19 protein-coding genes, 2 rRNA genes and 1 pseudogene are annotated in these 25,172 nt (G+C 42.6%); 7 read left to right on the top strand and 15 right to left on the bottom strand.

What is annotated here, in order from left to right; genetic code table 11:
* Positions 1-44: 44 nt before the first annotated feature.
* The 5 genes from parC to FTT88_RS05650 form a co-directional block, all read right to left on the bottom strand.
* Positions 45-2,264: a DNA topoisomerase IV subunit A gene (gene parC / locus FTT88_RS05670; protein ID WP_180010706.1), complete on the bottom strand. Its 2,220-nt coding sequence runs from the start codon at positions 2,262-2,264 to the stop codon at positions 45-47.
* A gap of 163 nt (positions 2,265-2,427) precedes the next feature.
* Complete coding sequence (locus FTT88_RS05665) at positions 2,428-3,747, bottom strand: MFS transporter (protein ID WP_078189474.1); 1,320 nt, start codon at positions 3,745-3,747, stop codon at positions 2,428-2,430.
* A 144-nt stretch (positions 3,748-3,891) separates the two neighbouring features.
* Positions 3,892-4,536, bottom strand: a complete 645-nt coding sequence (locus FTT88_RS05660) for a trimeric intracellular cation channel family protein (RefSeq protein ID WP_078189475.1) — start codon at positions 4,534-4,536, stop codon at positions 3,892-3,894.
* A 59-nt stretch (positions 4,537-4,595) separates the two neighbouring features.
* Positions 4,596-5,063 (bottom strand): YchJ family protein, encoded by a 468-nt coding sequence (locus tag FTT88_RS05655; protein ID WP_180173752.1) that lies wholly within the window; start codon positions 5,061-5,063, stop codon positions 4,596-4,598.
* Between the two features lie 389 nt (positions 5,064-5,452).
* Positions 5,453-7,024, bottom strand: a complete 1,572-nt coding sequence (locus FTT88_RS05650) for a TerC family protein (RefSeq protein WP_180022085.1) — start codon at positions 7,022-7,024, stop codon at positions 5,453-5,455.
* A 320-nt stretch (positions 7,025-7,344) separates the two neighbouring features.
* Between FTT88_RS05650 and FTT88_RS05645 the strand changes: the two genes are divergently transcribed.
* Positions 7,345-7,965 (top strand): TIGR00730 family Rossman fold protein, encoded by a 621-nt coding sequence (locus FTT88_RS05645; RefSeq protein ID WP_078189478.1) that lies wholly within the window; start codon positions 7,345-7,347, stop codon positions 7,963-7,965.
* A gap of 85 nt (positions 7,966-8,050) precedes the next feature.
* Here the strand turns inward: FTT88_RS05645 and FTT88_RS05640 are convergent, their stop codons facing one another.
* Together FTT88_RS05640 and FTT88_RS05635 are read right to left on the bottom strand one after the other, a co-directional pair.
* Positions 8,051-9,016: a hypothetical protein gene (locus FTT88_RS05640; protein WP_078189479.1), complete on the bottom strand. Its 966-nt coding sequence runs from the start codon at positions 9,014-9,016 to the stop codon at positions 8,051-8,053.
* Between the two features lie 157 nt (positions 9,017-9,173).
* A complete protein-coding gene (locus FTT88_RS05635) occupies positions 9,174-11,078 on the bottom strand; it encodes a choice-of-anchor I family protein (RefSeq protein WP_180173751.1) in 1,905 nt (634 codons plus the stop codon).
* A 174-nt stretch (positions 11,079-11,252) separates the two neighbouring features.
* On the opposite strand from FTT88_RS05635, the gene mdtD reads away from it, so the two are divergent.
* The 6 genes and pseudogenes from mdtD to FTT88_RS05605 all read left to right on the top strand — a co-directional run bounded on the left by mdtD (position 11,253) and on the right by FTT88_RS05605 (position 17,637).
* On the top strand, positions 11,253-12,644 hold the full coding sequence (mdtD, locus tag FTT88_RS05630; RefSeq protein ID WP_180035938.1) for a multidrug transporter subunit MdtD: 1,392 nt from the start codon (positions 11,253-11,255) through the stop codon (positions 12,642-12,644).
* A gap of 77 nt (positions 12,645-12,721) precedes the next feature.
* Positions 12,722-13,507, top strand: a complete 786-nt coding sequence (locus tag FTT88_RS05625; protein WP_180173750.1) for a GH25 family lysozyme — start codon at positions 12,722-12,724, stop codon at positions 13,505-13,507.
* A 59-nt stretch (positions 13,508-13,566) separates the two neighbouring features.
* A pseudogene (locus tag FTT88_RS05620) lies at positions 13,567-14,580 on the top strand (MBL fold metallo-hydrolase).
* Positions 14,581-14,643: 63 nt separating this feature from the next.
* Complete coding sequence (dinB, locus tag FTT88_RS05615) at positions 14,644-15,699, top strand: DNA polymerase IV (RefSeq protein ID WP_180110442.1); 1,056 nt, start codon at positions 14,644-14,646, stop codon at positions 15,697-15,699.
* Between the two features lie 235 nt (positions 15,700-15,934).
* Positions 15,935-17,251 (top strand): shikimate transporter, encoded by a 1,317-nt coding sequence (gene shiA / locus FTT88_RS05610; protein WP_180173776.1) that lies wholly within the window; start codon positions 15,935-15,937, stop codon positions 17,249-17,251.
* Between the two features lie 29 nt (positions 17,252-17,280).
* A complete protein-coding gene (locus FTT88_RS05605; RefSeq protein ID WP_180005213.1) occupies positions 17,281-17,637 on the top strand; it encodes a RidA family protein in 357 nt (118 codons plus the stop codon).
* A gap of 81 nt (positions 17,638-17,718) precedes the next feature.
* Here FTT88_RS05605 and FTT88_RS05600 read toward each other — a convergent pair whose 3' ends face one another.
* The 8 genes from FTT88_RS05600 to FTT88_RS05565 form a co-directional block, all read right to left on the bottom strand.
* Positions 17,719-18,261: a DUF2726 domain-containing protein gene (locus tag FTT88_RS05600; RefSeq protein WP_078189487.1), complete on the bottom strand. Its 543-nt coding sequence runs from the start codon at positions 18,259-18,261 to the stop codon at positions 17,719-17,721.
* Between the two features lie 434 nt (positions 18,262-18,695).
* Positions 18,696-21,107: a YgiQ family radical SAM protein gene (locus FTT88_RS05595; RefSeq protein WP_180055481.1), complete on the bottom strand. Its 2,412-nt coding sequence runs from the start codon at positions 21,105-21,107 to the stop codon at positions 18,696-18,698.
* A gap of 229 nt (positions 21,108-21,336) precedes the next feature.
* On the bottom strand, positions 21,337-22,167 hold the full coding sequence (locus FTT88_RS05590; protein WP_180117092.1) for a M48 family metallopeptidase: 831 nt from the start codon (positions 22,165-22,167) through the stop codon (positions 21,337-21,339).
* 110 nt (positions 22,168-22,277) lie between these two features.
* Entirely contained in the window at positions 22,278-22,748 is a 471-nt protein-coding gene (locus FTT88_RS05585) for a transposase family protein (protein WP_180135299.1), read from the bottom strand.
* Positions 22,705-23,106 (bottom strand): transposase family protein, encoded by a 402-nt coding sequence (locus FTT88_RS05580; RefSeq protein WP_180173749.1) that lies wholly within the window; start codon positions 23,104-23,106, stop codon positions 22,705-22,707. The genes FTT88_RS05585 and FTT88_RS05580 overlap by 44 nt, the downstream gene beginning before the upstream one ends.
* A 294-nt stretch (positions 23,107-23,400) precedes the next feature.
* Positions 23,401-24,594 (bottom strand): MFS transporter, encoded by a 1,194-nt coding sequence (locus tag FTT88_RS05575; protein ID WP_180173748.1) that lies wholly within the window; start codon positions 24,592-24,594, stop codon positions 23,401-23,403.
* A 162-nt stretch (positions 24,595-24,756) separates the two neighbouring features.
* A 5S ribosomal RNA gene (rrf, locus tag FTT88_RS05570) occupies positions 24,757-24,871 on the bottom strand.
* A 196-nt stretch (positions 24,872-25,067) separates the two neighbouring features.
* A 23S ribosomal RNA gene (locus FTT88_RS05565) occupies positions 25,068-25,172 on the bottom strand; the annotation flags it as partial.

Raw genomic sequence — 25,172 nt, 5'->3', positions numbered from 1 at the left:
GAATAACAGCATATATAACGTATTTCGTTCCATGGATGCTAGTATTATCTTTGAATGAACAGTTTATTTGCTTTTTGATATCCACGTGGTAACAACACGCCTTTCGATGCACGTTTGCCCACATATTTTTGCAGATCGTCGGCTTTAAGCTTTAATTGTTGATTACCTGCAAGCACTTGAATTATTTCATCTAAATTCAAAGTTGTCATGGATACAATTTGATCTTTTGCCTCAAGTTGTATCAATTTATTACCTTTACCCTTATTTAGGACTGGTAATTCATCAAGTTCAACCAACAGCAAACGCCCCGCAGAACTGAGGAGTGCAAGATGTGTTGCATTCTCAATCGCCGTTAAATTCATAACTGCCGCCCCTTCGGACAAGCTAAGGAAGGCTTTACCCGCTTTGGCATTGGTATCTAGATTTTTCGCTTGGGTTTTAAAGCCATAGCCTTTACTACTCATGGCCAAGACTTCTGTTTCATCTTCAGCAATAAATACTTGTTTAAAGCCAACACCACTTGCAGGTGCAAGTTTAGAACTCAGAGGCTCACCTAAACCACGCGCGGATGGTAAAGTATTGATGCCCAAAGCATAGCTACGACCGGCATCATCTAAGACATAAACACGTTGATTTGATTTACCTTGTGCATGGCTGAGATATTGGTCACCTGCACGGAAATTTAAGTTCTCAGCGTCGACTTCATGACCTTTCGCCGAGCGAATCCAACCCGCTTCAGACAACACCACAGTCACAGGATCTGCAGGAAGCATATCTTGTTCATTAATCGCATGGGCTTCTGCACGTTTCACAATTGGAGAACGGCGGTCATCACCAAATTTCTTCGCATCTTCTTTCAGTTCATTAATGATCAAGGCTTTTAATGATTCAGGATTCGCCAATTGTTCACGAATAATGGCAGCTTTGGCTTCCAGTTCTTCTTGTTCACGGCGCATTTCCATTTCTTCAAGTTTTGCCAAATGACGTAACTTGAGTTCTAAAATGGCTTCGGCTTGAATTTCATCGATATTAAAATGCGTCATTAACACGGGTTTAGGCTGATCTTCTTCGCGAATAATACGAATCACTTCATCAATATTCAGATAGGCAATGATCAAGCCTGCAAGTATATGTAACCGTTTTTCAATTTTATTCAGATGATAAGTCAAACGACGTGTCACGGTATTTTTACGGATTTCGATCCATTCCAACAAAATACGGCGGATCGATTTCACTTGCGGACGACCGTCAGCGCCAATCATGTTCATATTGACACGATAGCTCGACTCTAAGTCAGTGGTTGCAAATAAATGACTCATCACCGATTCAGCATCAATACGATTCGAGCGCAGGACAATCACTAAACGTGTTGGGTTTTTATGATCTGACTCATCACGTAAGTCCGTGACCAATGGCAACTTCTTCGCCTGCATTTGATCTGCAATCTGCGTGATCACTTTTGAGCCTGAAACCTGATACGGCAGCTCCGTAATCACGATTTCATTTTTCTCAATGCTGTACACCGCACGAGTTCGATAACTACCGCGACCCGTGGTTTGTATTTTGAGTAATTCTTCTGGAGAGGTAATAATTTCCGCACGTGTAGGCAAATCAGGTGCAGGAATATATTCTGCGACTTTCTCATCAGTTAAGTTTGGATTGCGAATTAAGGCGATGGTGCCCTTCACCACTTCACGTAAGTTATGCGGTGGAATATCCGTTGCCATACCCACTGCAATACCCGTTGTGCCGTTGAGTAAAATATTTGGAACACGTGCCGGTAAATTCACTGGCTCTTTCATCGAACCATCAAAGTTATCCTGCCAATCACAGGTTCCTTGTCCTAACTCAGACAATAATAAATCACTATAAGCAGACAGTTTTGCTTCGGTATAACGCATCGCTGCGAAGGATTTCGGATCATCTGGTGAACCCCAGTTTCCCTGACCTTCAATAAATGGATAGCGATAACTAAACGGCTGCGCCATGAGTACCATAGCTTCATAACAAGCTAAGTCACCGTGAGGATGGTATTTACCCAGTACATCACCAACCGTACGTGCAGATTTTTTTGGCTTACCCGTTGGCTTTAACCCGAGTTCACTCATCGCATAGACGATACGACGCTGAACGGGTTTTAGACCATCACTGATATGTGGCAATGCACGATCCATAATCACGTACATGGCGTAGTTGAGATATGCTTGTTCGGTAAATTCTGCTACGGAACGGTTTTCTGTCGCATGATGCGCAAGGCTTGTCATAACAACCTGTAATCCTAAATTGTTCGTTCTTTATTGGGTTCTTATGCTATGTCGCAGGTGTCCCCTATACAAGGGGATGATCTAACACTCTGCGACAAATTGTGTCTTATGGCGTAAAAATATCCATTTTATTCACCATGATCAACTAAAAATTCAACAGTCTTTATAGACCGATGGATTCTAAAGTTTTGCCCTTGGTTTCTTCACCTAAAACCAAAATCACCACAGCAACTGCAATTAAGACTGCAGTAAACATCATAAAGACATAGCTAAAACCATGATCCATATCCATCATATGTGTCACAGCAAAAGGCGCGGCAATGCCCCCGATCCGACCAATGGCACCCGCCCAGCCCGAACCAAAGGCACGAATATTGGCCGGGTATTGTTCTGGTGTATAGGTGTAAAGTACGCCCCAAGCACCGAGATTAAAGAAGGACATTAAACAGCCCCAAATCACAATCTCTGTCACACTGCCAGACTGACCGAAGAAATATGCCGAAATGGCACACATCCCAATGAAGCCCGCCAACGTAGCTTTACGACCTAATTTTTCGACCAACCATGCAGCTGCAATATAACCCGGTAATTGTGCCAAAATCATGACCAAAACATATTCAAAGGATTGAACAATGGTGTAGCCTTCTTTAACCAATAAACTTGGCAACCACGTAAAAATACCGTAATAAGAAAAGACGATACCGAACCAAATGAGCCACAGCATTAAAGTACGACGTGCAAAAATGCCTGACCACAACTGTGAAAAACTGATGTTGTGCTTTTCTGCAACCGGTTTGACCTCAAAGATTTCAACAACTTCCACACCACATTTGGCTTCAATCTTTTTCACCAATGCATGTGCTTCATCAAAACGTCCACGGTTAATCAAATAAGGCACCGATTCAGGCACCATTTTCCAAATCACGATCGCATATAACGCAGGAATACCGCCAATCAGGAACGCTGCATGCCAACCAAAATCAGGAATAATAAAGCGTGAGACCAACGCTGCAACCAACCAGCCCAGTCCCCAAAAACTTTCTAGTAAGACAATAAAACGACCACGCACATGCGCCGGAATATATTCACTGACCAAAGTCACCGCGACTGGGAGTTGCCCCCCTAAACCTAAGCCGACAATAAAACGAAACACCAACAACCAAGTTAGATTAGGTGCAAACGCACATGCAGCGGTGGCTAAGCTATAAATCACCAATGTCCATGCAAAGACTGTTTTTCGGCCAAAGCGATCTGCCAGTCCTCCAGAAAACACCGCGCCAATCGCCATCCCAACAAAACCAATCGAGACCACCCAACTTTTATCATTTGGCGTCATGGCCCAATCTTCAGCCATTTTCGCTAAGATAAAAGAAATGAGCCCCGTATCCATGGCATCAAACATCCAGCCAAGGCCAATAACCCAAAGTAAAGTGTAGTGAAACTTACCGATGGGTAAGCGTTGTATACGTGAGACTAAGTCCATAACAAGATCTCTGAACTGGTGGAAGGATGAACACTGCTTTCCCAACAGGATGTATGATTTTGCGTTTTTTAGTATAGATCCATGCAAAAGACCGACCATTGATCCGTCTTTTCAGCATTTTAATGTGATGTTATAGCAACGCGGCTATGACAAATCTTTTGAAGATACCGACTGATCATCATCATCTTTATAAATAAATTTAGGCATTTCTAAGCCAAAGTAAATGGCGATCAGACGTAAGGTGAAACCGAAAATGAGCGTCGCAATGACGGTCAATTCTAGCGATAAGCCAATCTCAATGCAGAGCCAATAACAAATCACGGACACAAAAGAAATACTGGCATAAAGTTCACGACGGAACACCAGCGGGACATCGTTACAAAGGATGTCTCGTAAAATACCGCCAGAGACGCCCGTTAGTACCCCTGCTACCGCAGAAACCACAAAACCATGTCCCATTTCTAAAGCGATTTGACAGCCAATAATGGTAAAGCCAATGAGACCAAGGGCATCGAGAACTAAGAAGATATTACGAAGATGACGCATCCACTTTGCAATCAGGATGGTGACAAATGCAGCAAAGCAGGTCAGCATGAGGTATTCGGGATGCTTAACCCATGTCAGTGGATAGTGCCCAAGTAGCACATCACGAACCGAACCGCCCCCCAGTGCCGTGACACAGGCAATCAATGTTACCCCAAACCAGTCCATACTCCGCCGACCCGCAGACAATGCACCTGTCATTGCTTCTGCCGTGATTGCGATAATATAAATAACGGTAAGTAACATCGCCCTTCTTCCACTGAGGGTTGAGATGCGCGCTATTCTAAGCTAAATCTGCTCAAATGTTATAAAAATTGCGCACAACATTGTTTAAATTTTCGTCCAGAACCACAAATACAGGGCTGCTTCATGGTGATTTGCATCTCTGTGGTCGGATCAAGGAAATACCAGCGCTGCTCGAACTTCACAAAGTGTGAAATTTCATGATGTACCTGCGCTTGCTGCCCATCGTGATAATGGGCTTTAAATTCAACTTGAGCATGGTTTTTATCGAGTTTTTCTTGAGCCTGTACCACCTCAAGTTTTAACCACTGATTGGCCTGACTCCACGCTGCAATGGCACTGACATCCAAGGCTTGCTGCTGTCCAAACGCAGTTGTTTGTACAATATAATCAATCTTATGCAGTGCAAAAGCACTATAACGTGAACGCATCAACTGCTCTGCAGTCTGTGCATTTTCACACCCCGTATGTAAGGGCTGACAACAGCTACCATATTCACCTTTGCCACACGGACACTGGACTTGTGACATGTTTGTTTCCATAAAAAAATAGCCTGACAATGCAGGCTATTTTAACGGATCTTTCCACACAATTTTCATCAGTAGATCCGTATCGATTCAAATAAAAGAATGATACACGGTAAGGTCATCCGCAAGTGTTTGAGACAGGACTACTTCTAATCAAAAATGTTTTTGCAATGCTTTGAATAATTTGACGGTAGTGAACGAGTTTTGCGGATGACAATGGTTTTGGGTACTTTTGCCGAAACAAAAGTACCTCCAGCCGAAGGCTAATCCCTTTATTTAAACCCTAGATGTAAGACTCCGTCGAATAGACTTAAAAATCATTTTAAAAATGCGTAATTACTTTTACGTGCGTAACATCAGTGATCTATATAGATTACCCCCCGATACGCAACTTAATCTTCAGTTGGCATGGGAATGACATGCACTTTTTCGATCTTATGACCATCCATTGTGACCACTTCAAAGATGTGTTCATCCGCTTTGAATTTTTCACCATTGGCTGGTAAACGGCCCAAATGAAATAAGATATATCCGGACAATGTCGAATACTGTTCAGCATCATCCACCAAGTCACGACCCAACAATAAAGACACATGACGAATGTCAGTTGAGCCATCGAGTAACAATGAACCATCATCGAGACTTTCTGCTGCTGTCTCCGGTTCATCTTCATCGGGAAACTCACCAGCAATCGCTTCTAAGACATCAATTGGTGTTGCAATCCCTTCAATTGAACCGTATTCGTTCAACACCAAGGCCATTTGCAACGGCGCTTGACGCAGTTGTTCCATCACCATCAAGACTTGTGCATTTTCATGCACCACTACAGGCTCACGGAGATGCTTTTCAAAATCAAGTACGCCTGTTTCAATATAGTCATTCATGACTTTATGAGTCAGTACCGCACCCGCGATATTGTCTAACTCGCCGTGTGCCACAATCAAACGTGAATGCGTGGTACTGAGTAATTGAGCACGAATCGCCTCAGGCGCTTCATCCAAGTCAATCCATTCTAGTTCAGGACGAGGTGTCATCACTGACTTCACTGGACGTTCAGATAAACCCAGTACCCCTTGTACCATGACACTGTGGTAAACCCCGTTGTCTTCATCAAAGACTTCATCGGCAAAGGCACGTGTTGCAAGCACATCTTCATTTTCATTTTGATTGTCTGCAACATTTCTCCCACCAAGCATACGCATCACCGCTGAGGCTGTGCGATAACGTAAGTCTGTGGTTGTCACCATTTTTTCCTGATTATGACGCATGGTTTGGTTCAAAAACTCAATCAGTACGGAGAAACCAATGGCTGCATATAAGTAGCCTTTTGGAATATGGAAACCAAAGCCTTCGACTAAGAGCGAGAAACCGATCATCATCAAGAAACACAGGCACAGAATCACTACCGTTGGATGACGGTTCACGAAGTTCATCAGAGGCTTAGATGCCCACAGCATGATGCCGACAGCAATAATGACCGCAATCATCATGACTGACAGGTGTTTCACCATCCCGACAGCGGTAATCACGCTGTCGAGCGAGAACACAGCATCGAGCACCACAATCTGCACAATCACCATCCAAAACGTCGCATGCACAGGATTTTCTTCCTTGAGCATCGGCTTGTTTTCAAGACGTTCACGCAGTTCCATGGTGCCTTTAAATAGCAAGAACACCCCACCAAACAGTAAGATTAGGTCTCGACCGGAGAATGGATGGTCGAAAATATGGAACAGTGGATTGGTTAGAGTCACCACCCATGCAATTGAGGCCAGTAAGACCAATCGCATACACAGTGCAAGCAATAAGCCGACAATCCGTGCGGTATTACGCTGTTCTGGCGGTAATTTTTCCGCAAGAATCGCAATAAAAACCAGGTTATCGATACCTAAAACAATCTCAAGCACCACCAGTGTTAATAAACCCACCCATGCAGAAGGATCGGACATCCATTCAAAGATCATGGTTGTATCTCCTGAATGTTATTCACACGTAGATCATGCTGATTTGAAGATGAAATGCATTGGACATGCGCAAACGCTTTTAATGGCGTTCTTTCTAATATTTTGATGTGTGCTGAGTGACAACAACCACTACCCATGACGGTTCTTTAGCTTGAAATGAAGTTTTAAGTATAGCAAGTTAAGGTAAAAATTCACCCTTTTTTACCAAAGTACAATCTCAGTATGGAAGAATTTAAACCCAGTGATGACATTAAATTGTCATATTTAGCTGCCAATGTAGTGTCATAAAAAATAACATGCTAAGGTAAAATTAAAACGTAATGAATAGCGGATTAAAAATGACAGAAAAACGTGGTAATCCTTCTCCTGCTACAACACAACCTTTAATCGCACTGTATTGCGGCTCCCGCTCTGGGAACAATCCAATTTATCAAGAAAAAGCCATCGCGTTGGCGCAAGGCTTGGCTGAACATGGTTTTGGTCTGGTCTATGGTGGCGCCAGTATTGGCCTGATGGGTCAAGTCGCTGACGCTGTGGTCGAACATGGCGGCGAAGCCGTTGGCGTGATTCCTGAGTTTATGTTGGATTATGAAATTGCACATAATCATTTGACTGAACTACACGTCGTGCGCAGTATGCATGAGCGTAAAGCCATGATGGCAGAACGTGCAAGTGCCTTTGTTGCCCTGCCCGGTGGTCTCGGTACATTCGAAGAAATTCTAGAAATCGCCACTTGGGGACAGTTGAATCAACACCAAAAGCCGATGATGCTTTATAACGTCAATGGCTTCTATGATGCACTGATTGCACAATTAGACCATGCGGTCGCTGAAGGTTTCTTGCCGCCGCAGCATCGTGCCAAACTGATCGTATGTAATTCTTCGAAGCAGATCTTTAGTGCACTGAAAAATTTAGATTGCCCGAAAAATTTCGTGGTCTAACTGTATTTTGGATGTCAAAAAGGGGAATAAATCATTCCCCTTTTTTATTACTCGATGTCCTACTTCAAATCTATATCGTGCCGACTTAACCCGACACCACACGATAGAACCATGGCAAGGTTGTCGCTAAGAAAATACTCATCAATAAACCAAGCATCAATTTCATCGCATCTTTGCTGACATTTCGTGAAGTTCGATATTTATTCACTTCATGTAAATGCATGGACATGGCAAATTCACGTCCTGCAAGTAAGCCCAAGAACACCCAAGTGGTACTCATTGGAATATTACTCCACTCTTTGAACACCAATAAAATCAAGGCATACATAAAGTCGATAATGGTTGCCGAGCGGATATCAGCCACACCCGTTTTGGTGTCGATAATGCCCTGAATCGCCCCACCACGTTGGTACAAAATGATCCCAAGCAGTACGATAAACACCACAATTGCAAAAATCAGGAACTCCAGCGGCACCTGACGAGGGACGTAGACAAAAATATTGGCCAAATCCTGAATCAGCCACTGACTCCATAAAAATGCCGTCGAAACCCACTGTAGTCCCACCCAAATATTCGAGGGTGTTTCATCACGTGTTTTACTGAAATAAACCGAGATGCCTTTAATTACAAAACGATAAACAATAATTGCGACAACAAAAGCTACCGCATAACCCATCATGGACTTGGTTAACATCGAGCCGAGACTACTCGGAGAGAAAATCGTCAACACTAAGAATGTGGTGCTGACTGGGATTCCGTAGCGAGTCAAAATGATCAGTAAGATCGGTGGCACAATATAGAGCCACGTGACCCCTTCTGCGGGAAATGGAATCGTTTCTAAACGACCATAAGATGCATCCCCCACGCCAGAACTGTACCAACCATAAACCAATACAATGGCTAGAATACTGCTGACATAGATCCACAACAGCCACCAAGGGCGATGCGCATTGGATGAAATAAAGGTTCCCAATGTCTGTGGCACATCATTACCGACAATAGAATAGGCCGCGAGACAGAAGCCTATGACCATCAGAATTTCGATTGTCATAAAAACAAAACACCTTTGCCATAAAGAAAAAGCCCTCCAATAAATGAAGGACTTGAGCGCATTATGACAGTTTATCTGGCGTTCATACAATTTCGTGCCGTGCTTTTCTCGACACTAAAATAAAAACCTCAAATAAAACAATTGCTTTAAACTTTAATTATTTCAATTTAATCTGATAAACCGCCGTGCTACCGCTCACTTCATTTCCAACCACCAACAAAGGTTGAGCATTAGGTGAATCTTTGGCCGCAATAAAAATCAGACCTTCGGGCCCTAAATCGCCCTGCTTAGTTATATCGGTTTGCGCAATATCCCGTGTATTAAAATACTGAATAAATTTCGCCTGTTGCGGCAGTGTGATGTCATACACCATGATCCCACTGGCCCGCTCTAGCCCGATAAAGGCATAGGTTTTTTGACCAATTTTACCCAGTGTGATGCCTTCAGGTTCAGGGCCTTTATTGTCACTGCGGTCATCAAATTTAAAGGCTTCATGATTACTATTAAATTGGGCTGGAAACAATTCAGCAATTTTGCGTTCAAACTCACTGCCCGAATCCCAAACAATTTTTCGACTGATGGGATCGACAATACTGAACGAGCGCCCACCATAGGTATACAATTTGTCATAAACCAACTTACCGTCTTCCAATACAGGTTTTCCGGCAGTATCACGTTTAAAACCTTGCGTCCAACTGATGGTTAAACGGCCAATCTGTGCATCTTTGATCAAGTTATCCGCACAAATTTCTGTCGGCGCTGTGGTGGTACAAGCTTTAAAGACGCTCGGATCGAGTTTTGCACCAACGACACCAGGCACCAAATGACGTAAATGGGCTGCATAATCCCCTTTTGCATCAAAACCGGCTTTTTTAAACAGATGCTTAACTCGAATTTCTTCGGTATAGCCTTGGCTTAAATCATCGCCCGTAAAATACTGCGTTTCGTCTTTTAACCACTCTCGGGCATCGCCTTCATTGGCAGTGACCAAATAACTTTTTCCATCCGCTTGATAATGTGCAATGGCATCAGGCATATACATACCATACAGCTCAGGCCATGCCTGAATATTGATCATCCCTGCATCTTTTGCACAGCTCTCGACCTGACGGCCTACGCTGTCCGTCGCACCAACCACACAATCACGATCACTGCCATCGAGTGCATTTTCAGGCAAGCTGTGATCTTTATAGCCCATCGGAAAGATATCAATAAATTCCGCTTTCACTAGATCGAGCACGGCAATCGCATTGTTCTCTTGTAAGCTCACCCATGCCGTTTGACTATCTTGGCTCACCGCAATGTACTCAGGTTCTAGGTCTTGAGCCACACTCGTGGTTTGTACACCTTGCGTCTTCACATCGGCATATTGTGCGGTGTCGGGTCCAAAAATGCGAACGCCAGCATCAATTAGCTCTTGTTTACGAGCATTCCACGCACGGAAATCCACCAATTTCGCCGTTGGCTTTTCAATCTGAGTTAGATCAATAATACTGACTGAACCTTCAGGGTCGACTGCATAACCTTCATTTGGTTCGCCTTCATTAGCGACCAATACTTTTTTGCCATCTGGGCTAAAGGTCAGCATGTCTGGCAAAGCCCCAACTTCGACCTGACTGATAAAACTTAAATCTTGTGCTTTAAAAAAGGCCACGATGCCCGGCTGCGTTTTATCGGCCGCTTGCACCGCGAGTGCCACGATGCCATTGTGTACAGCAACGCTATTCACTTCAGAATCGGCCAAATATTTTTTAGCATCTAAAGATTGTAAATATGTAGGCTGTGCTGGTTGTTTTAAATCCAGTACATCAACCACACCAGCTTTGGCATTGACCACAAATACGCGCTGACTTTGAGCATCATAAGCAGGAATTTCTGCTGCACTCGCGCCAAAAATACCCGATTCATAACGCCCAATCTGTTCCAACACGATAGTGTTTGGCGTGACTTCTTCGACCACTGGAGGAGGTGTTTGCACTTGCGCATCATCATTGCTGTCATTACACGCCACTAGCCCCACAGACAACATGGCACACATCAGCGCCGAAATTTGTAGTTTCATGTTTTCATTCGTCTTTTATTAAAATATGACCAATTTATAAACATTAGGTTGCATAGAGATGAAACTTTCATTGCATTTTTCTTGCAATTTTTTGGCTCAATTATGCAAAGCTTTTACTACATCCGAATGGCAATATTCATTTAAACTGTTTAAAAATCTCAGCTTTATTGACTTATGAATAGCACGCCAACGCATCAGGCTTTACAACCCGAATTTAGACTTCTTGTGCTATTGGTCTCTATTGGCTTTTTTATGCAAGGGCTGGATACGACCATCGTCAATACAGCAATCCCAGCGATGGCAAGAAGTTTGGGCGAAGACCCGCTACAAATGCATAGTGTGGTCGTGGCCTATGTCTTGTCCGTTGCGGCGTGTATTCCTTTAAGTGGTTGGTTGGCCGATCGTTTTGGTGTACGAAATACGTATTTCACAGCCATTATTATTTTTACGTTAGCATCGCTAGGCTGCGGCATGGCCAATAGCCTGAATGAGCTGCTGGTTTATCGGGTAATTCAAGGTATAGGTGGCGCATTACTGCTGCCTGTTGGGCGTTTGGCGATGCTCAAAGTGATTCCTCGGACACAGTTTTTATCGGCTATGAGTCTGATGAGCCTTGCTGGTTTAATGGGCCCCTTAATTGGTCCTACCCTTGGCGGTTGGATGGTGGAAGTCGCAACATGGCATTGGATCTTTTTAATAAACATTCCAATGGGACTGTTAGGAGTACTTATTACCTTTAAAGCCATGCCCAATGTGACCGAACCGAGCGTACAACGCTTCGACTTTATGGGTTTTTTCTTATTGGTCATCGCCATGGTGGGTTTATCGTTAGGCATTGAAAACTTTGCTAGCCCGCATCTGCCGCTATGGTGGAGCCTGCTATTAGTCGCTGCGGGGATCATCGCCAGTTTGATCTATGCCTTTCATGCACATACCCACGCCAATGCGCTGTTTCGCAGTAAATTATTTCAAAATCGGATCTATGCCATCGGCATTATCGGCAACTTCTTTGCCCGCCTTGGCGGCAATGCCATGCCATTTTTGATTCCCTTAATGCTACAAGTGGCTTTTGGCTTTGAGCCATTTATCACAGGGTTATTGATGATACCGACTGTACTCGGCTCATTGGCATCTAAACCGATTATTCGTCAAATTATTCAACGCTTTGGCTATCGCAAAGTGTTATTGGTAAATACCTTCTTGGTCGGCGCTTGTATTTGCAGTTTTGCGCTCTCTACGGCTGAGACCCCCACGTGGTTACGTGCCTTACACTTTTTTATTTTTGGTATTTTAAATTCGCTGCAATTCGTTTCGATGAATACCTTAACCCTCAAAGATTTACCCCAACAAGATGCCAGCAGTGGCAACAGTTTCTTGTCGATGATTATGATGGTGTCGATGAGTATCGGTGTGGCTTTGGCTGGGACTTTAGTCAACGTGTTTACGGCCTATTATGGTGCTGCACAAATCGAAACAGCATTCCATAGCACCTTGATTTTACTCGGCTGCATTAACCTGATTACCGCAGCGATTTTTTGGCAGATTCCTAAACATGTGGATGTCTAAATCCGTGTCATCGGGCAAATCTATGACAGATCAGCCATTAAAGGGTTATGATAAAAGAGATACTTGGATACATTTTCATGCCTAAAAAAGCCAAATCACGTACCACAAAAAGTTCACTCAAAAAATACAGCCCGATTATTGCACTCAGCGCTATCAGCGGCGTCTTGGTGGTGGCAGGACTGGGTTATTTAGCCGTTATGCCGCATCGCCCTGCGTCTGCAGAAGAATATCCCGTAAAAGGCTTTGATGTTTCCCATCATCAAAAAGATATTCAATGGTCAAAAATTTCACCTAAAAAATACCAATTCGTTTATCTCAAAGCCACGGAAGGTGGTGATTTTAAAGATCGAAAATTTCAAGATAACTGGTTACAAGCGCGGGAAAATGGCTTTTTAGTTGGGGCCTATCATTTTTACCGTTTGTGCCGTGATGGCAAGATTCAAGCAGAAAATTTTATTGCTTCCGTGCCGAAAAAAGCCGATGCCCTTCCTCCCGTGATTGATTTGGAATATGACACCAACTGCATTAACACCTACAGCAAAGAGCAGTTACTCAAAGAAATCACTTATATGCATGATCGCTTGCACCGCCATTATGGCAAACAACCGATTTTTTATACCTCGAAGTCTTTTTATAATATTGTCTTAGCTGGCGAGTTTAAACAGACGCCGCTGTGGGTCCGTGAATATAAAGGCCCACCCGATCTAAAAAACAATCCGAAATGGCTGATTTGGCAACATACCAATCAAGGACAAATTCAAGGCATCTCGACCAGCGTCGATTTAAATGTATTTTCAGGTGATGCCAAGGCATGGACTGATTTTTTAGACAAAAATGGCGTTTCGCCGATCAAACCCCGTTGATTTATTCACCGACTCAGGACAACATCGAAGCAAATAATCCATGAAAACTGAGTCGCAGGATGCGTATTTTAAAAACTTTTCTTATTATATTTTCAGTCTTTATGATCCTCTCCATCGGGATATTGGCTTATTTGATCCAACCTTCAGGGACCTTGGCAGCGTTTAAAACGTGGCATTATCAACATCCCGCACAAAGCACTACAGATACTCACTCAGCGGCGCCCTATCACGTAAAGTTCTTTGGCGTTTCGACCTTACTGTTTGACGATGGCCAAGAGCAAGTCCTCATCGATGGCTTTTTTAGTCGGCCATCGCTCAGTCAGACCATATTCACTCAGATTCAAAGTGATCAGCCTTTATTACACAACTATATCGACCAATACGACTTAAAACGCACTCGTGCTATTTTCGTGACTCATTCACATTATGATCATGCGCTTGATATTCCAATGTTGGCCCACCAGCTCCCCAAGGCCATGATTGTCGGCTCTAAAAGCACCTTAAATATTGCACGGGCAATGCCAATCGCTGAATCACAATTACACGAAGTTCAAGCATGGCAGCCGATGCAAATCGGTAAATTCACCATTACTGCCATCCCCTCGCAACATACTCCGCCAACGGCCGTTAATGATGATTTGGGGGAAGAAATTTCGCAGCCACTGCAACTCCCTGCACATTTTAGTCAGTTTAAAGAAGGTGGATCATATGACTATCTCATCCAACATGGGCCGCATTACAGTTTAGTCAAAGCCAGTACAGGTGCTGTGCCCAAACAGTTGCAAAAACTAAAAGTCGATACTTTATTTCTAGGCATCGCCCAACTTTCCAAGCAAACGGCAGCGTTTCAACAGTAATATTTCAAAGAAACCTTAGCGACTCTTCAACCCAGCACCGTGATTCCAATTCATTGGGATAATTTTTTCAAACCACTGAATCCAGAGCTCGAATTTTTGCCCCGTTTTGCCGATGACACCCCTCAAAGTCTAAATCTATTAATACGCTCGGCAGCAGCTCAAAACACCAAGGTGGTTTTACTCAGTCAACCTGTGTCGTTCGAGTTAAAAAATTGAGGAAAGTGCTGGATTGACTGTGCGATACTGACATTCAATTTTTAGGCACTGATCTAACTAGGCATGAGGAAAATCATACATATCGACATGGATGCATTCTTTGCATCAGTAGAGCTGCGGGAACGTCCAGAACTCAAGCAGCTTCCTGTTGTTGTGTCTTCACATCACCCTCGTGCAGTCATCTGTGCCGCATCCTATCCTGCACGTGAGTTTGGTTTACGCTCTGCGATGTCGATGGCACAGGCCCGTAAACTCTGCCCACAGGTCGTGGTGATCGAACCTAATTTTGAAAAATATCGTGCTGTTTCGGCGCAAATTCATGCCATTTTTCAACGCTATACGTCGCTGATTGAGCCACTTTCTTTAGACGAAGCTTATTTGGACGTCACAGAAAATTTACAACACATTCCGAGCGCCACCGAAGTCGCTATGCGAATTCAGGCAGAGATTTTACAAAGCACTGGTTTAACTGCCTCCGCAGGTGTCGCGCCCAATAAATTTTTGGCTAAAGTCGCTTCTGATTGGAACAAACCCAATGGCATTTGTATTATCAAACCGTCTCAAGTTCTGCATTTCATCCATGACTTGGCACTGAAAAAAATTCCTGGTGTGGGAAAAGTGACTCAAGAAAAATTAAAAGCCATGCAACTCAATACATTAGGTGATTTACAACAAATAGAAGAAGCCGTTCTGATTCATCATTTCGGTAAATATGGACGACAACTCTATCTGTATGCACAAGGGATTGATGAGCGACCGGTCCAATCTAGCCGTGAGCGTCAGCAGATTTCCAAAGAAACCACTTTTGATGATGATCTCACCCTGAGCCAATGTCAGCCCTATTGGCCCAAACTGATTGACCAAGTTTGGTCTAGTTTAGAAAAAAAGCAGTTAAGCGCGCGCGGTGTATCGGCCAAATTAAAACTGAAGAATTTCCAAGTGCTACAGCACAGTAAAAGTTTTAAAACGTCACTGAATCATCGTGAAGACCTTGCGCAGGTATTGCAGCAATTACTGCATGAAATGCATATTTCTGAGGAAGATCAATTTCGTCTGATTGGCGTAGGGGTCTATCAATTAAGTGCGCAAAACCAAGAAACACAACTTTCGCTGCTCTAAAAACTTCAAGAAGATCGTATTTGCTTAAGATTTAGGCAGAAGAACAAAATTAAAGCAATTTGCTATTCACAAAGCCTAAAATTAGAGTACTCTATCAGCGCACTACATTATCCGTGTATGCGCTGAGATGCTGAAAATCACCTTTACTTTCAGCATGCTGTCCTGTGATTGGCGTGACGATCAAATCCGAATATTACAGGGCAACTCTGTTGTCAATCATGGAATACCCCGCTGTATGCCTTCTGCAAAATCTGCTCTAAACCCTCAAAATATTTCACAAAATCAAGAACAACGCGCTCGTAAAGCCGCATTAAGTAGCTTCATTGGTGCCGTAGTCGATTGGTACGATTTTTTACTTTATGGCATTGTTGCCGCACTCATTTTCAAAGATCAGTTTTTCCCCAGTATTGGCAACAATATGGGAACCTTGGCAGCCTTGGCGACCTTTGGCGTCGGCTTCCTGTTCCGCCCCTTAGGCGGCATTGTGTTTGGACATTTTGGTGACAAGCTGGGTCGGAAAAAAATGTTGGTGCTCACCGTCATCCTGATGGGGATTTCGACGGTCGGCATTGGTTTATTACCCAATTTTGCGGCCATCGGTTGGTGGGCCCCGATCCTGCTCGTGACACTTCGGGCAATACAAGGTTTTGCGGTCGGTGGAGAATGGGGCGGCGCTGCCCTGATGGCTGTAGAAAATGCCCCGAAAGGCAAAAAAGCCTTTTACAGCAGTGGTGTACAAATTGGCTATGGCGTCGGACTCGTTCTGGCAACAGGCGCTGTGTCGTTGATTATTGCCACTTTGGGTGAAGATGCTTTTGCTGATTGGGCATGGCGAATTCCCTTTATTGCCAGTATTATCTTGCTGGCTATCGCGATGTGGATTCGACGTGATCAAGACGAATCTCAAGAATTCGTCGACCATGTGGTCAAAGCTCGACAAACGCCGCAAAAATTACCGATTCTGCAAGCGATTAGCCAACACCCCAAAGCCTTTTTTTACATTATTGCGCTGCGCCTGACCGAGTTACTCACCATGTATTTGGTGACGAACTTTGCACTGAATTATTCCACCGCTCAATTGGGTATGGACAAGCAGTTCTTCCTCAATATCACCTTAATGGTTGGTGCAATTAGCTGCTTCAGCATTCCCCTCTTTGCGTGGCTAGCAGATCGATTTGATCATCGTAAGATGTGTGTGCTGGGTGGCTTAATTGGTGCGCTTTCTGCCTTTCCATTCTTCATGGCCCTTGATGCTCAAAATACTTGGCTGATTATTGTCGGTGCAATTTTCCTTGCCAATATTGCCCATGATATGGTGGTGAGTGTACACCAGCCGATTTTTACCTCCTTGTTTGGTACCGCCTATCGCTACAGTGGCGCAGGTGTCGGCTATCAAGTGGCCAGTATTATCGGTGGTGGCTTTACCCCAATGATTGCAGCAGCTTTGGTGATTTGGGGTGATGGTTCATGGCATTATGTGGCAATTTACCTTGCTGTCGGCTGTTTATTGACGGCCTTAGTTGCAGCTACAATGCCTAAAACTCAAGATTAAGTGACCTTTTTGCTTTCAGGATATTCCGCATGACCATCCAACGCCTGCATGTTTCAAAACGCTTCTCCGAAATCGCTATTTCCGGTCAATTGATCCATTTAGCAGGTCAATTGGCAACAGACCTTGATTTAGACATCAAAGGACAAACACAGCAAACATTTGAGATCATTGATCAATTTCTTGCAGATGCCGGTACAGATAAAAGCCAGATTATGTCAGTGACCATTTATCTGAAAGATATTGAACAGGATTATGCCGCATTCAATGAGGTATGGGATGCGTGGGTGTCAGACATTGAAGCATTACCCAGAACTTGTGTTGAAGCCAAATTATACGACCCGCGTGTACTGGTAGAATTAACCGTCGTAGCCGTTAAGCCTGAATAATCATTAAGCCTAAATAACCATTAAAAAAAAGCATGTCTAAAGACACGCTTTTTTTTGCAAAAGGCTTTGCTCTTTGAATCCCTAAGATCCAATAATTTTGATCTTTTTACGTTCCAAATCTGAATATAAATGATATTTTTTCAAATCATTAACCGGTACAAATGGCGCTTGTACACGCTGCTCATTTAAGAAATCTTCGCGTAATTGAACGTACTCAGGCACATCATCATAACGAATGACACGATAGCCCGCCAAAGCGAGCAAAGCATCTTGATATTGCGACTGCTGCATCCGTTTGAGTACCATTGGATCATCTAAAGCGACGATCGCTAAGATTTGGTGCTGTTCATCGAGGACGACAAAGTCCGCCACCATATTTCGATACTTGTTCCGCGTCCGATAATATTTCGTGGTCAACAGTGCATCAAAAGACACATGCGCAAGGATTGTATGCTTAGGCAAAATTTCTTTTAAACGCGTGTAGGTTAATTGCTCATTAATGTTGAAAATAGCACGTTGTTTCAATGCGCTATCTTGTTGCTTAGAATCACCTTCTAAACTTTTCCAAGCCATTATGAGCACACAGAAGAGTAAAATACTCCCTATTACTATGTATATAGTCATCTCATAATCCTTTATATTTCTTATATTTTTGGTTTTTGACATACTTCTTATGAATACGAAGTATACAACCAGTATTATTTTTTTAATTTCCTATTAAAAAAAATAACTCTAACTTTCACACAATACGTATTTAAACTGACAAAAAGTTGCAAACTTAAAGCGTCAAACATCACATGCCACTTCGTTCAGAGTAATAGCATCCATTGCTATATATTGATACTTTAGATCATTCGCTAAAACGACAGCAAGTGCATTTCCTCTCACTGTCTGACAATTCCGATAAGCTGTCAAATTTTGCTCGTATTTCATTGAGATAACCGACGCACATATGGCATTGAGCTTGTAACAACATATAAAAATGCAAACTGTCTGATGCTGCCGAGCATATCAGCCATAAAAAAAGACACCGAAGTGTCTTTTTTTATTTCATCATTTTAAGCGCGTGATTTAGGCTTCGATTTTCCTTTGGGTTTCGAACCGCCAAAAGGTTTTTTCGCTTCACCCGTTTCACGCGGCGGCAGACCAGTATGCTGCGTCAAAATTTGACCACGCTCAGGACGCTTCTTGGTATTTGAAGGACGCGATTGAGCAGCCTTCGTCCGATTACCTTGTTCGCCTGTACGTTTTTGTGAATCACCCGCAATGCTTGAGTTCTTTTTACGTGCAGATTGGTATTGGCCCTCAGCACTACCCGCAGGCTGATACGTCGGAATCAAATGCTGTTTTGAGTTCCCGATCAGATCCTGACGCCCCATTTCTTTGAGCGCTTCACGTAGCAATGGCCAGTTGTTTGGATCATGATAACGCAAGAAGGCTTTATGCAAACGGCGGCGTTTTTCACCTTTCACGATATCGACATTTTCGGTATAACGCGCCACTTTAGCCAGCGGGTTTTTACCGGTGTAATACATGGTCGTTGCAGTCGCCATTGGTGATGGATAGAAGGTTTGCACCTGATCGGCACGGAAACCATTCTTCTTCAGCCAAATCGCTAAGTTCATCATGTCATAGTCCGTCGTACCCGGATGCGCTGCAATAAAGTAAGGAATGAGATACTGCTCTTTCCCTGCTTCCTTACTGAAACGATCAAACATTTGTTTGAAACGGTCATAGGTCCCGATCCCCGGTTTCATCATCTTCGATAATGGACCTTTTTCGGTATGTTCAGGCGCAATCTTCAAGTAACCGCCGACGTGATGTGTCACCAATTCTTTGACATATTCTGGGTTTAACACCGCAAGGTCATAGCGTAAACCAGAACCGATCAGAATCTTTTTAATCCCCGGCAATGAACGTGCTTTACGGTATAACTGCGTTAAAGGTGCATGATCGGTATGTAAGTTTTGACATACACCCGGGAATACACACGACGGCTTACGACAGTTCTTTTCAATCTCAGGATCTTTACATGCCAAACGGTACATATTGGCCGTTGGGCCGCCTAAGTCAGAAATGATCCCGGTAAAGCCCGGTGCGGTATCACGAATTTTTTCAACTTCACGCAAAATCGATTCTTCAGAACGGTTTTGAATGATACGCCCTTCATGCTCTGTAATTGAGCAGAAGGTACAGCCGCCAAAACAGCCACGCATAATGTTCACAGAGAACTTAATCATGTCAAAGGCAGGAAAACGCGCTTCACCATACGCAGGATGTGGCAGACGTGCATACGGCAAGTCAAACACATAATCCATTTCTTCTGTAGTCAAAGGAATCGGCGGCGCATTCAGCCAAACATCACGTTCACCATGCTTTTGCACCATCGCGCGCGCATTGCCCGGATTGGTTTCCAAATGCAAAATACGGTTGGCATGTGCATACAGCACAGGATCATTCGCCACATCTTCATAGGCAGGTAAACGAATCACCGCCAATTCACGCGGCGGCAATTTATGCTTAATGGCTTTTGATGCAGGCTGCAGCTGCACGATTTGCGTATCGGCGTCTAAGTTATCGCCTTCACGAACAATCGGATTTGCTACCGCCTCTTTTTGGAAGCCTTGATATTGCGTAACGCTGTCTTTGCCTTTTTCGATTTCACAGCCTTCAAGGTCTTCGGTCATCACATAAGGATTAATGATCGGATCGACACGGCCAATCGCATCGACATCATTCGATGCGATTTCAACAAACTTCGCTTTTGAAGCCCTGTTATTTTTATTCACAATAAATGCTGTACCGCGGACATCCGTAATCTCTTGGATTTTTTCACCGCGGGCCAAACGATGCATAATTTCAGTGATCGAACGCTCACCGTTACCATACATTAATAAATCAGCTTTTGAGTCCATCAATACTGAACGGCGAACTTTGTCTGACCAATAATCATAATGTGCAATACGGCGCAGCGAGGCTTCAATACCGCCCAATAATACAGGCACATCTGGATAAGCTTCACGCACACGTTGGCAGTACACGGTTGCCGCACGGTCTGGGCGTTTATTCGGTTGATTATCAGGAGAATACGCATCATCTGAACGGATTTTACGGTCAGCCGTATAACGGTTGATCATTGAATCCATGTTACCGGCAGTCACGCCCCAAGCGATATTCGGCTTACCTAACACACGGAACGCTTCTACATTGGTCCAGTCTGGCTGAGCAATAATCCCGACACGGAAACCCTGCGCTTCAAGGGTTCGACCGATGATGCCTGAACAGAATGACGGATGATCGATATACGCATCACCGCAAACCAAAATAAAGTCGCAGCTGTCCCAACCGAGTTGATCCATTTCTTCGCGTGACATCGGCAAAAATGGCGCAGGGTCAAAACAAGACGCCCAATATTTGTCGTAATCAAACAACGCTTTTGGCGCAGTCTGCATAGTATAAGCAGTAGACATGGCTAGCAATTCTCGGCTGGCAGATGGAATGATCTGAAAAAAGATCAAAGAAGATGAAAGCCGATCATTTTACCATGAATTCCATTCATCATGCTTGATTATAATTTATACAACAGCTACAGAATCATTGAATTGTTTTATATAGACATCAGATGTAATCGTGCTGTAGCACGACTATAAAACAAGATTTAAATAAATCATTTGTAACTTTGCTTTAGTTTAAATCAACCTAGAATGTGCCATGAGTTATCGCATTTTTATTCAACATTAAAGCCTGCGCCTGTTGAAATTGAATGTGCATTTCAGGTAAATATTTTTCAATATAAATCTTACGCTTATCTATACTGTCTTGAGTCATTAATGGTTTTACATCAAGCATTTGACGGCGTGTCGTTTCCTGCTGATATTTCTGCCAAAAACTCAATGCTGCATTTGGATCAAAACCCGCTTTCGACATCAGATCAAGTGCAAGGACATCTGCTTCCAGTTCAAATTTTGAAACTTTAGGCAAAAAAACAGCTTGCCCAGTCACACTACTGGCCGCAGTAGCAAGCGCGCCGATACCTGCAGTTGAAGAAATCATCGCCACCTGACTAGCAAACAGCAAGGAAATCTTCTCACGATGATGATCACGCAATGCATGTGCCATTTCATGCGCCATCACAAATGCCAATTCATCTTCAGTCAGCTTTAGACTCCAATACAAACCCGTGTTAATAACAATTTTCCCACTCGGGAAACCATGTGCATTTAAATCTTTATTGAGATTCCCACTGACTTGCCAATCCCATTGACTCGAACCATGGCGGTAAAACTCCGCATTTTGCTTGAGTTTATTTAAAATTTGATCCAATTTCGGATCTATGATCAAAAGTTGCTTGTCTTTCGCTTGATGAATAAATTGTTGATAGGTTCTATCCGCCTGTTTAGTTAATAACTTTTGAGGAACGATAAAAAACTGTTTTCGCTCTGCGCCTGCTGTCCCTAAATTCGTGGTACTTGTACAAGCTGAGATTAAGATAAAAACTAAAGCCATCATTAAAATAGTTATATTTTTCATAATCACCTTCAGTTTAAAACCAATGATGATCTATATATAATTCTAACCAAAAATAAATGCAAAAACATTCAAAAAATAAAAATAAACATTTAATAGAGTTCTTTCATAAATCATTTTTTATTCAGCTCCATGTTATAGATTCCAGCAATTAAATTGAATCTTAAACCTAGTCTTTTACCTCGATTACGATATCGTTCGGCAATGATTTTGAAAGTTTTCAAACTGCCGAATACATGTTCAATCCCAATTCTTCTTTTATTGATTTCTTGATTGTAAACTTTTAGCTCGGGATCTAGTTTGCAGCGTCTCTTTGCTTTTAGAGGCAATAAGCTATTTGGATACATTGCATAGATACCTTGATAGCCTTTATCTGCAAGAATAAAAGCACCTTTAGGAATATGATTCAAATTACGTTTGAAAAGCTCGAAATCATGTACAGCACCACGACTCGTACATAAACTCAGAACTTGCTGTGTTCTATAATGGATAATGGCTTGAACTTTAAAAGTATGTGCTTTCTTCTTGCCACTATAGCTTTTATTCTGTTTTTTTAGGTCTTTGTATTGGAATTTCTGTGGCATCTACGATCACCACATTCCAGTCGATACCTTCGCCTTCAGGCAAACTTTTGGGTAAATTAAATAGATTAGACTTGATCAGGCAATCTTCTACGTGGCGGACAATTCTTGAAGCAGTAGGCTCTGACACGCCAAAACTCGTTGCGACATGAAACAATGTTCGGTATTCACGCCAATAGCTTAAGCATAGAAGAATTTGATCTTCTACACTTAACTTTGATGGTCTACCTTTAGCAGGCACCAGCATTTTTAGCTGTTCAACCATTAAATCAAAGGTTGACCATGAGATGCCTGTGTATCGCTTGAACTGAGGATCAGAAAGCTTGTTTGAATCGATGTATTTCATCCGCAGATTATGCACGAATGCTAAGAAATCCGGAGTGCAAATATTAACCAAAAAGAAGATCGTTTTTTGATTTATGAAAGAGATCTAATTATTTAAAAATATATTAAATTTTAAAAATGATAACCAAAAATAATTTATTTATAATATTGTGATGTATTTCATTATTATGAGGCACCTTTTAAAAGGCATATTAGACCAAAGTTGTATAATCATAAAAATAGTAAACTTAGCCATTTTTATAGCGTTATTTATAATAAAAATAGATGTAAAACGAATATTTAATAATAGCTTATTCACATATTTCTATCTTTATTTATTCAATTGTATTGCTAAAAATAAACCAATCATCAAGATAACAGCAATAAAGCTCGTCAACCCAATCCAACCAGAAATTTCCCAAACCAAACCACTACTGCTACCCAAAATACTAGAACCTAAGTAATAGCAAAATAAATATAAAGATGAACCTACGGCACGGTATTGCAGGGATTGAACTGATACCCAACTACTTGCCGTGGAATGCGCTGCAAAAAAAGCAAAAGTGAATACAATCAGCCCCAAAATGACTGACCAAAATGCCGGAATGAGCATGATCAATAGCCCCAACAACATCATGATCAGCATCGAAGGTAAAACTTTTGCCCGGCCAAAGCGTTTCCCCCAACTTGCAGCCCGAGGTGAACTATATATTCCTGCCAAATATGCTATGGAGATTAGTCCAATCCATGTTTGAGAAAGTTGATAAGGTTCTTCTAATAGGTGGTAGCTCATATAGTTAAATATAGAGACAAAACATCCCATGAGGATAAAGCCTTGAAGGAATAAAATTCTCAGCTTTGGATCTGCTAAATTTTTAACGAAAGATTCATAAAATCGGTTGAAACGAATGGGATAAGCTTGAAAATATTGAGATGCTGGAAGTAATAAAAAGAATGCTGTGGCTATACATAGGTTAATGATGCCGATAATCATCATGGCATTTTGCCAACTAATATAGTCAATCAATACCCTTGCAATGAGACGACCACCCATTCCGCCAATAGCGGTACCTGAAATATACAGGCCCATTGCAAAGCCTATATCTTTTTGCGCAATTTCTTCACCTATATAAGTCATTGCAACTGCAGCAACGCCACTCACACTTAATCCGATCAGCACGCGATTCAATAAAAATATTTCCCAAAGTGCAAATATGGAACTGATAATTGAAAGTGACGCCGCCAAAAATAAAGCAGTGACCATCACAGGCTTGCGGCCGAATCGATCTGAAATCAAACCGGTGAAAAGCAGCCCTATTGCTAAGGCAATGGTAGAAAAAGATAAAGGAAAACTGCTATGTGTCGGACTGACATGAAAATAATCCGCAAAGATGGGCATCATCGGTTGTACACAATACAACGATGAAAAAATTGCGAAGCCAGCTAAAAATAAAGAAAATAAAATGGCATGAAATGGCCGTGTGCCATATTCAATATATGGAGAATTTGAGGCTAAATCAGACATGAGCTTTCCATCAACGACAAGGATAGTATACGCCTTTCTGCCTTTAATTTAAAAATCACATAAAAATGAATGAAGAATTCTTTATTTTCTCCCCATTCCCTCCCTTTTCATCACACATAAAAAAACACCCCCTGGACTAGTCAGGGGGTGTTTCGAATAATGAGCTGGCGATGACTTACTCTCACATGGGTAACCCCACACTACCATCAGCGCTAAGAGGTTTCACTTCTGAGTTCGGGAAGGGATCAGGTGGTTCACTCTTGCTATTGTCGCCAGCACAACTGTTATGGATACTTGCTTAGTCTAATCTCAGAGCAGTGCTCTTCGTGCTAAGTTTTCTACCAAATGAGTTATTAACAGAAGTACTTGAGTTAATTTAAGGTGTTCATTTTATCTAGCTTTTCAACTAAATCAAGTTTGATTGATTATATGTGAATCAATTGATGCTATTTATACAACTGTTTGGGTGTTGTATAGTCAAGCCTCACGAGCAATTAGTATTGGTCAGCTTCATGCGTCACCGCACTTCCACATCCAACCTATCAACGTCGTAGTCTTCAACGGCTCTTTAGTGGACA

It is taken from the genome of Acinetobacter sp. YH01024 (assembly GCF_013420195.1).
Lineage (GTDB): Bacteria > Pseudomonadota > Gammaproteobacteria > Pseudomonadales > Moraxellaceae > Acinetobacter > Acinetobacter amyesii.
The sequence above is the reverse complement of the archived record's forward strand: the minus strand, read 5'-3'. Positions and strand labels throughout refer to the sequence as shown.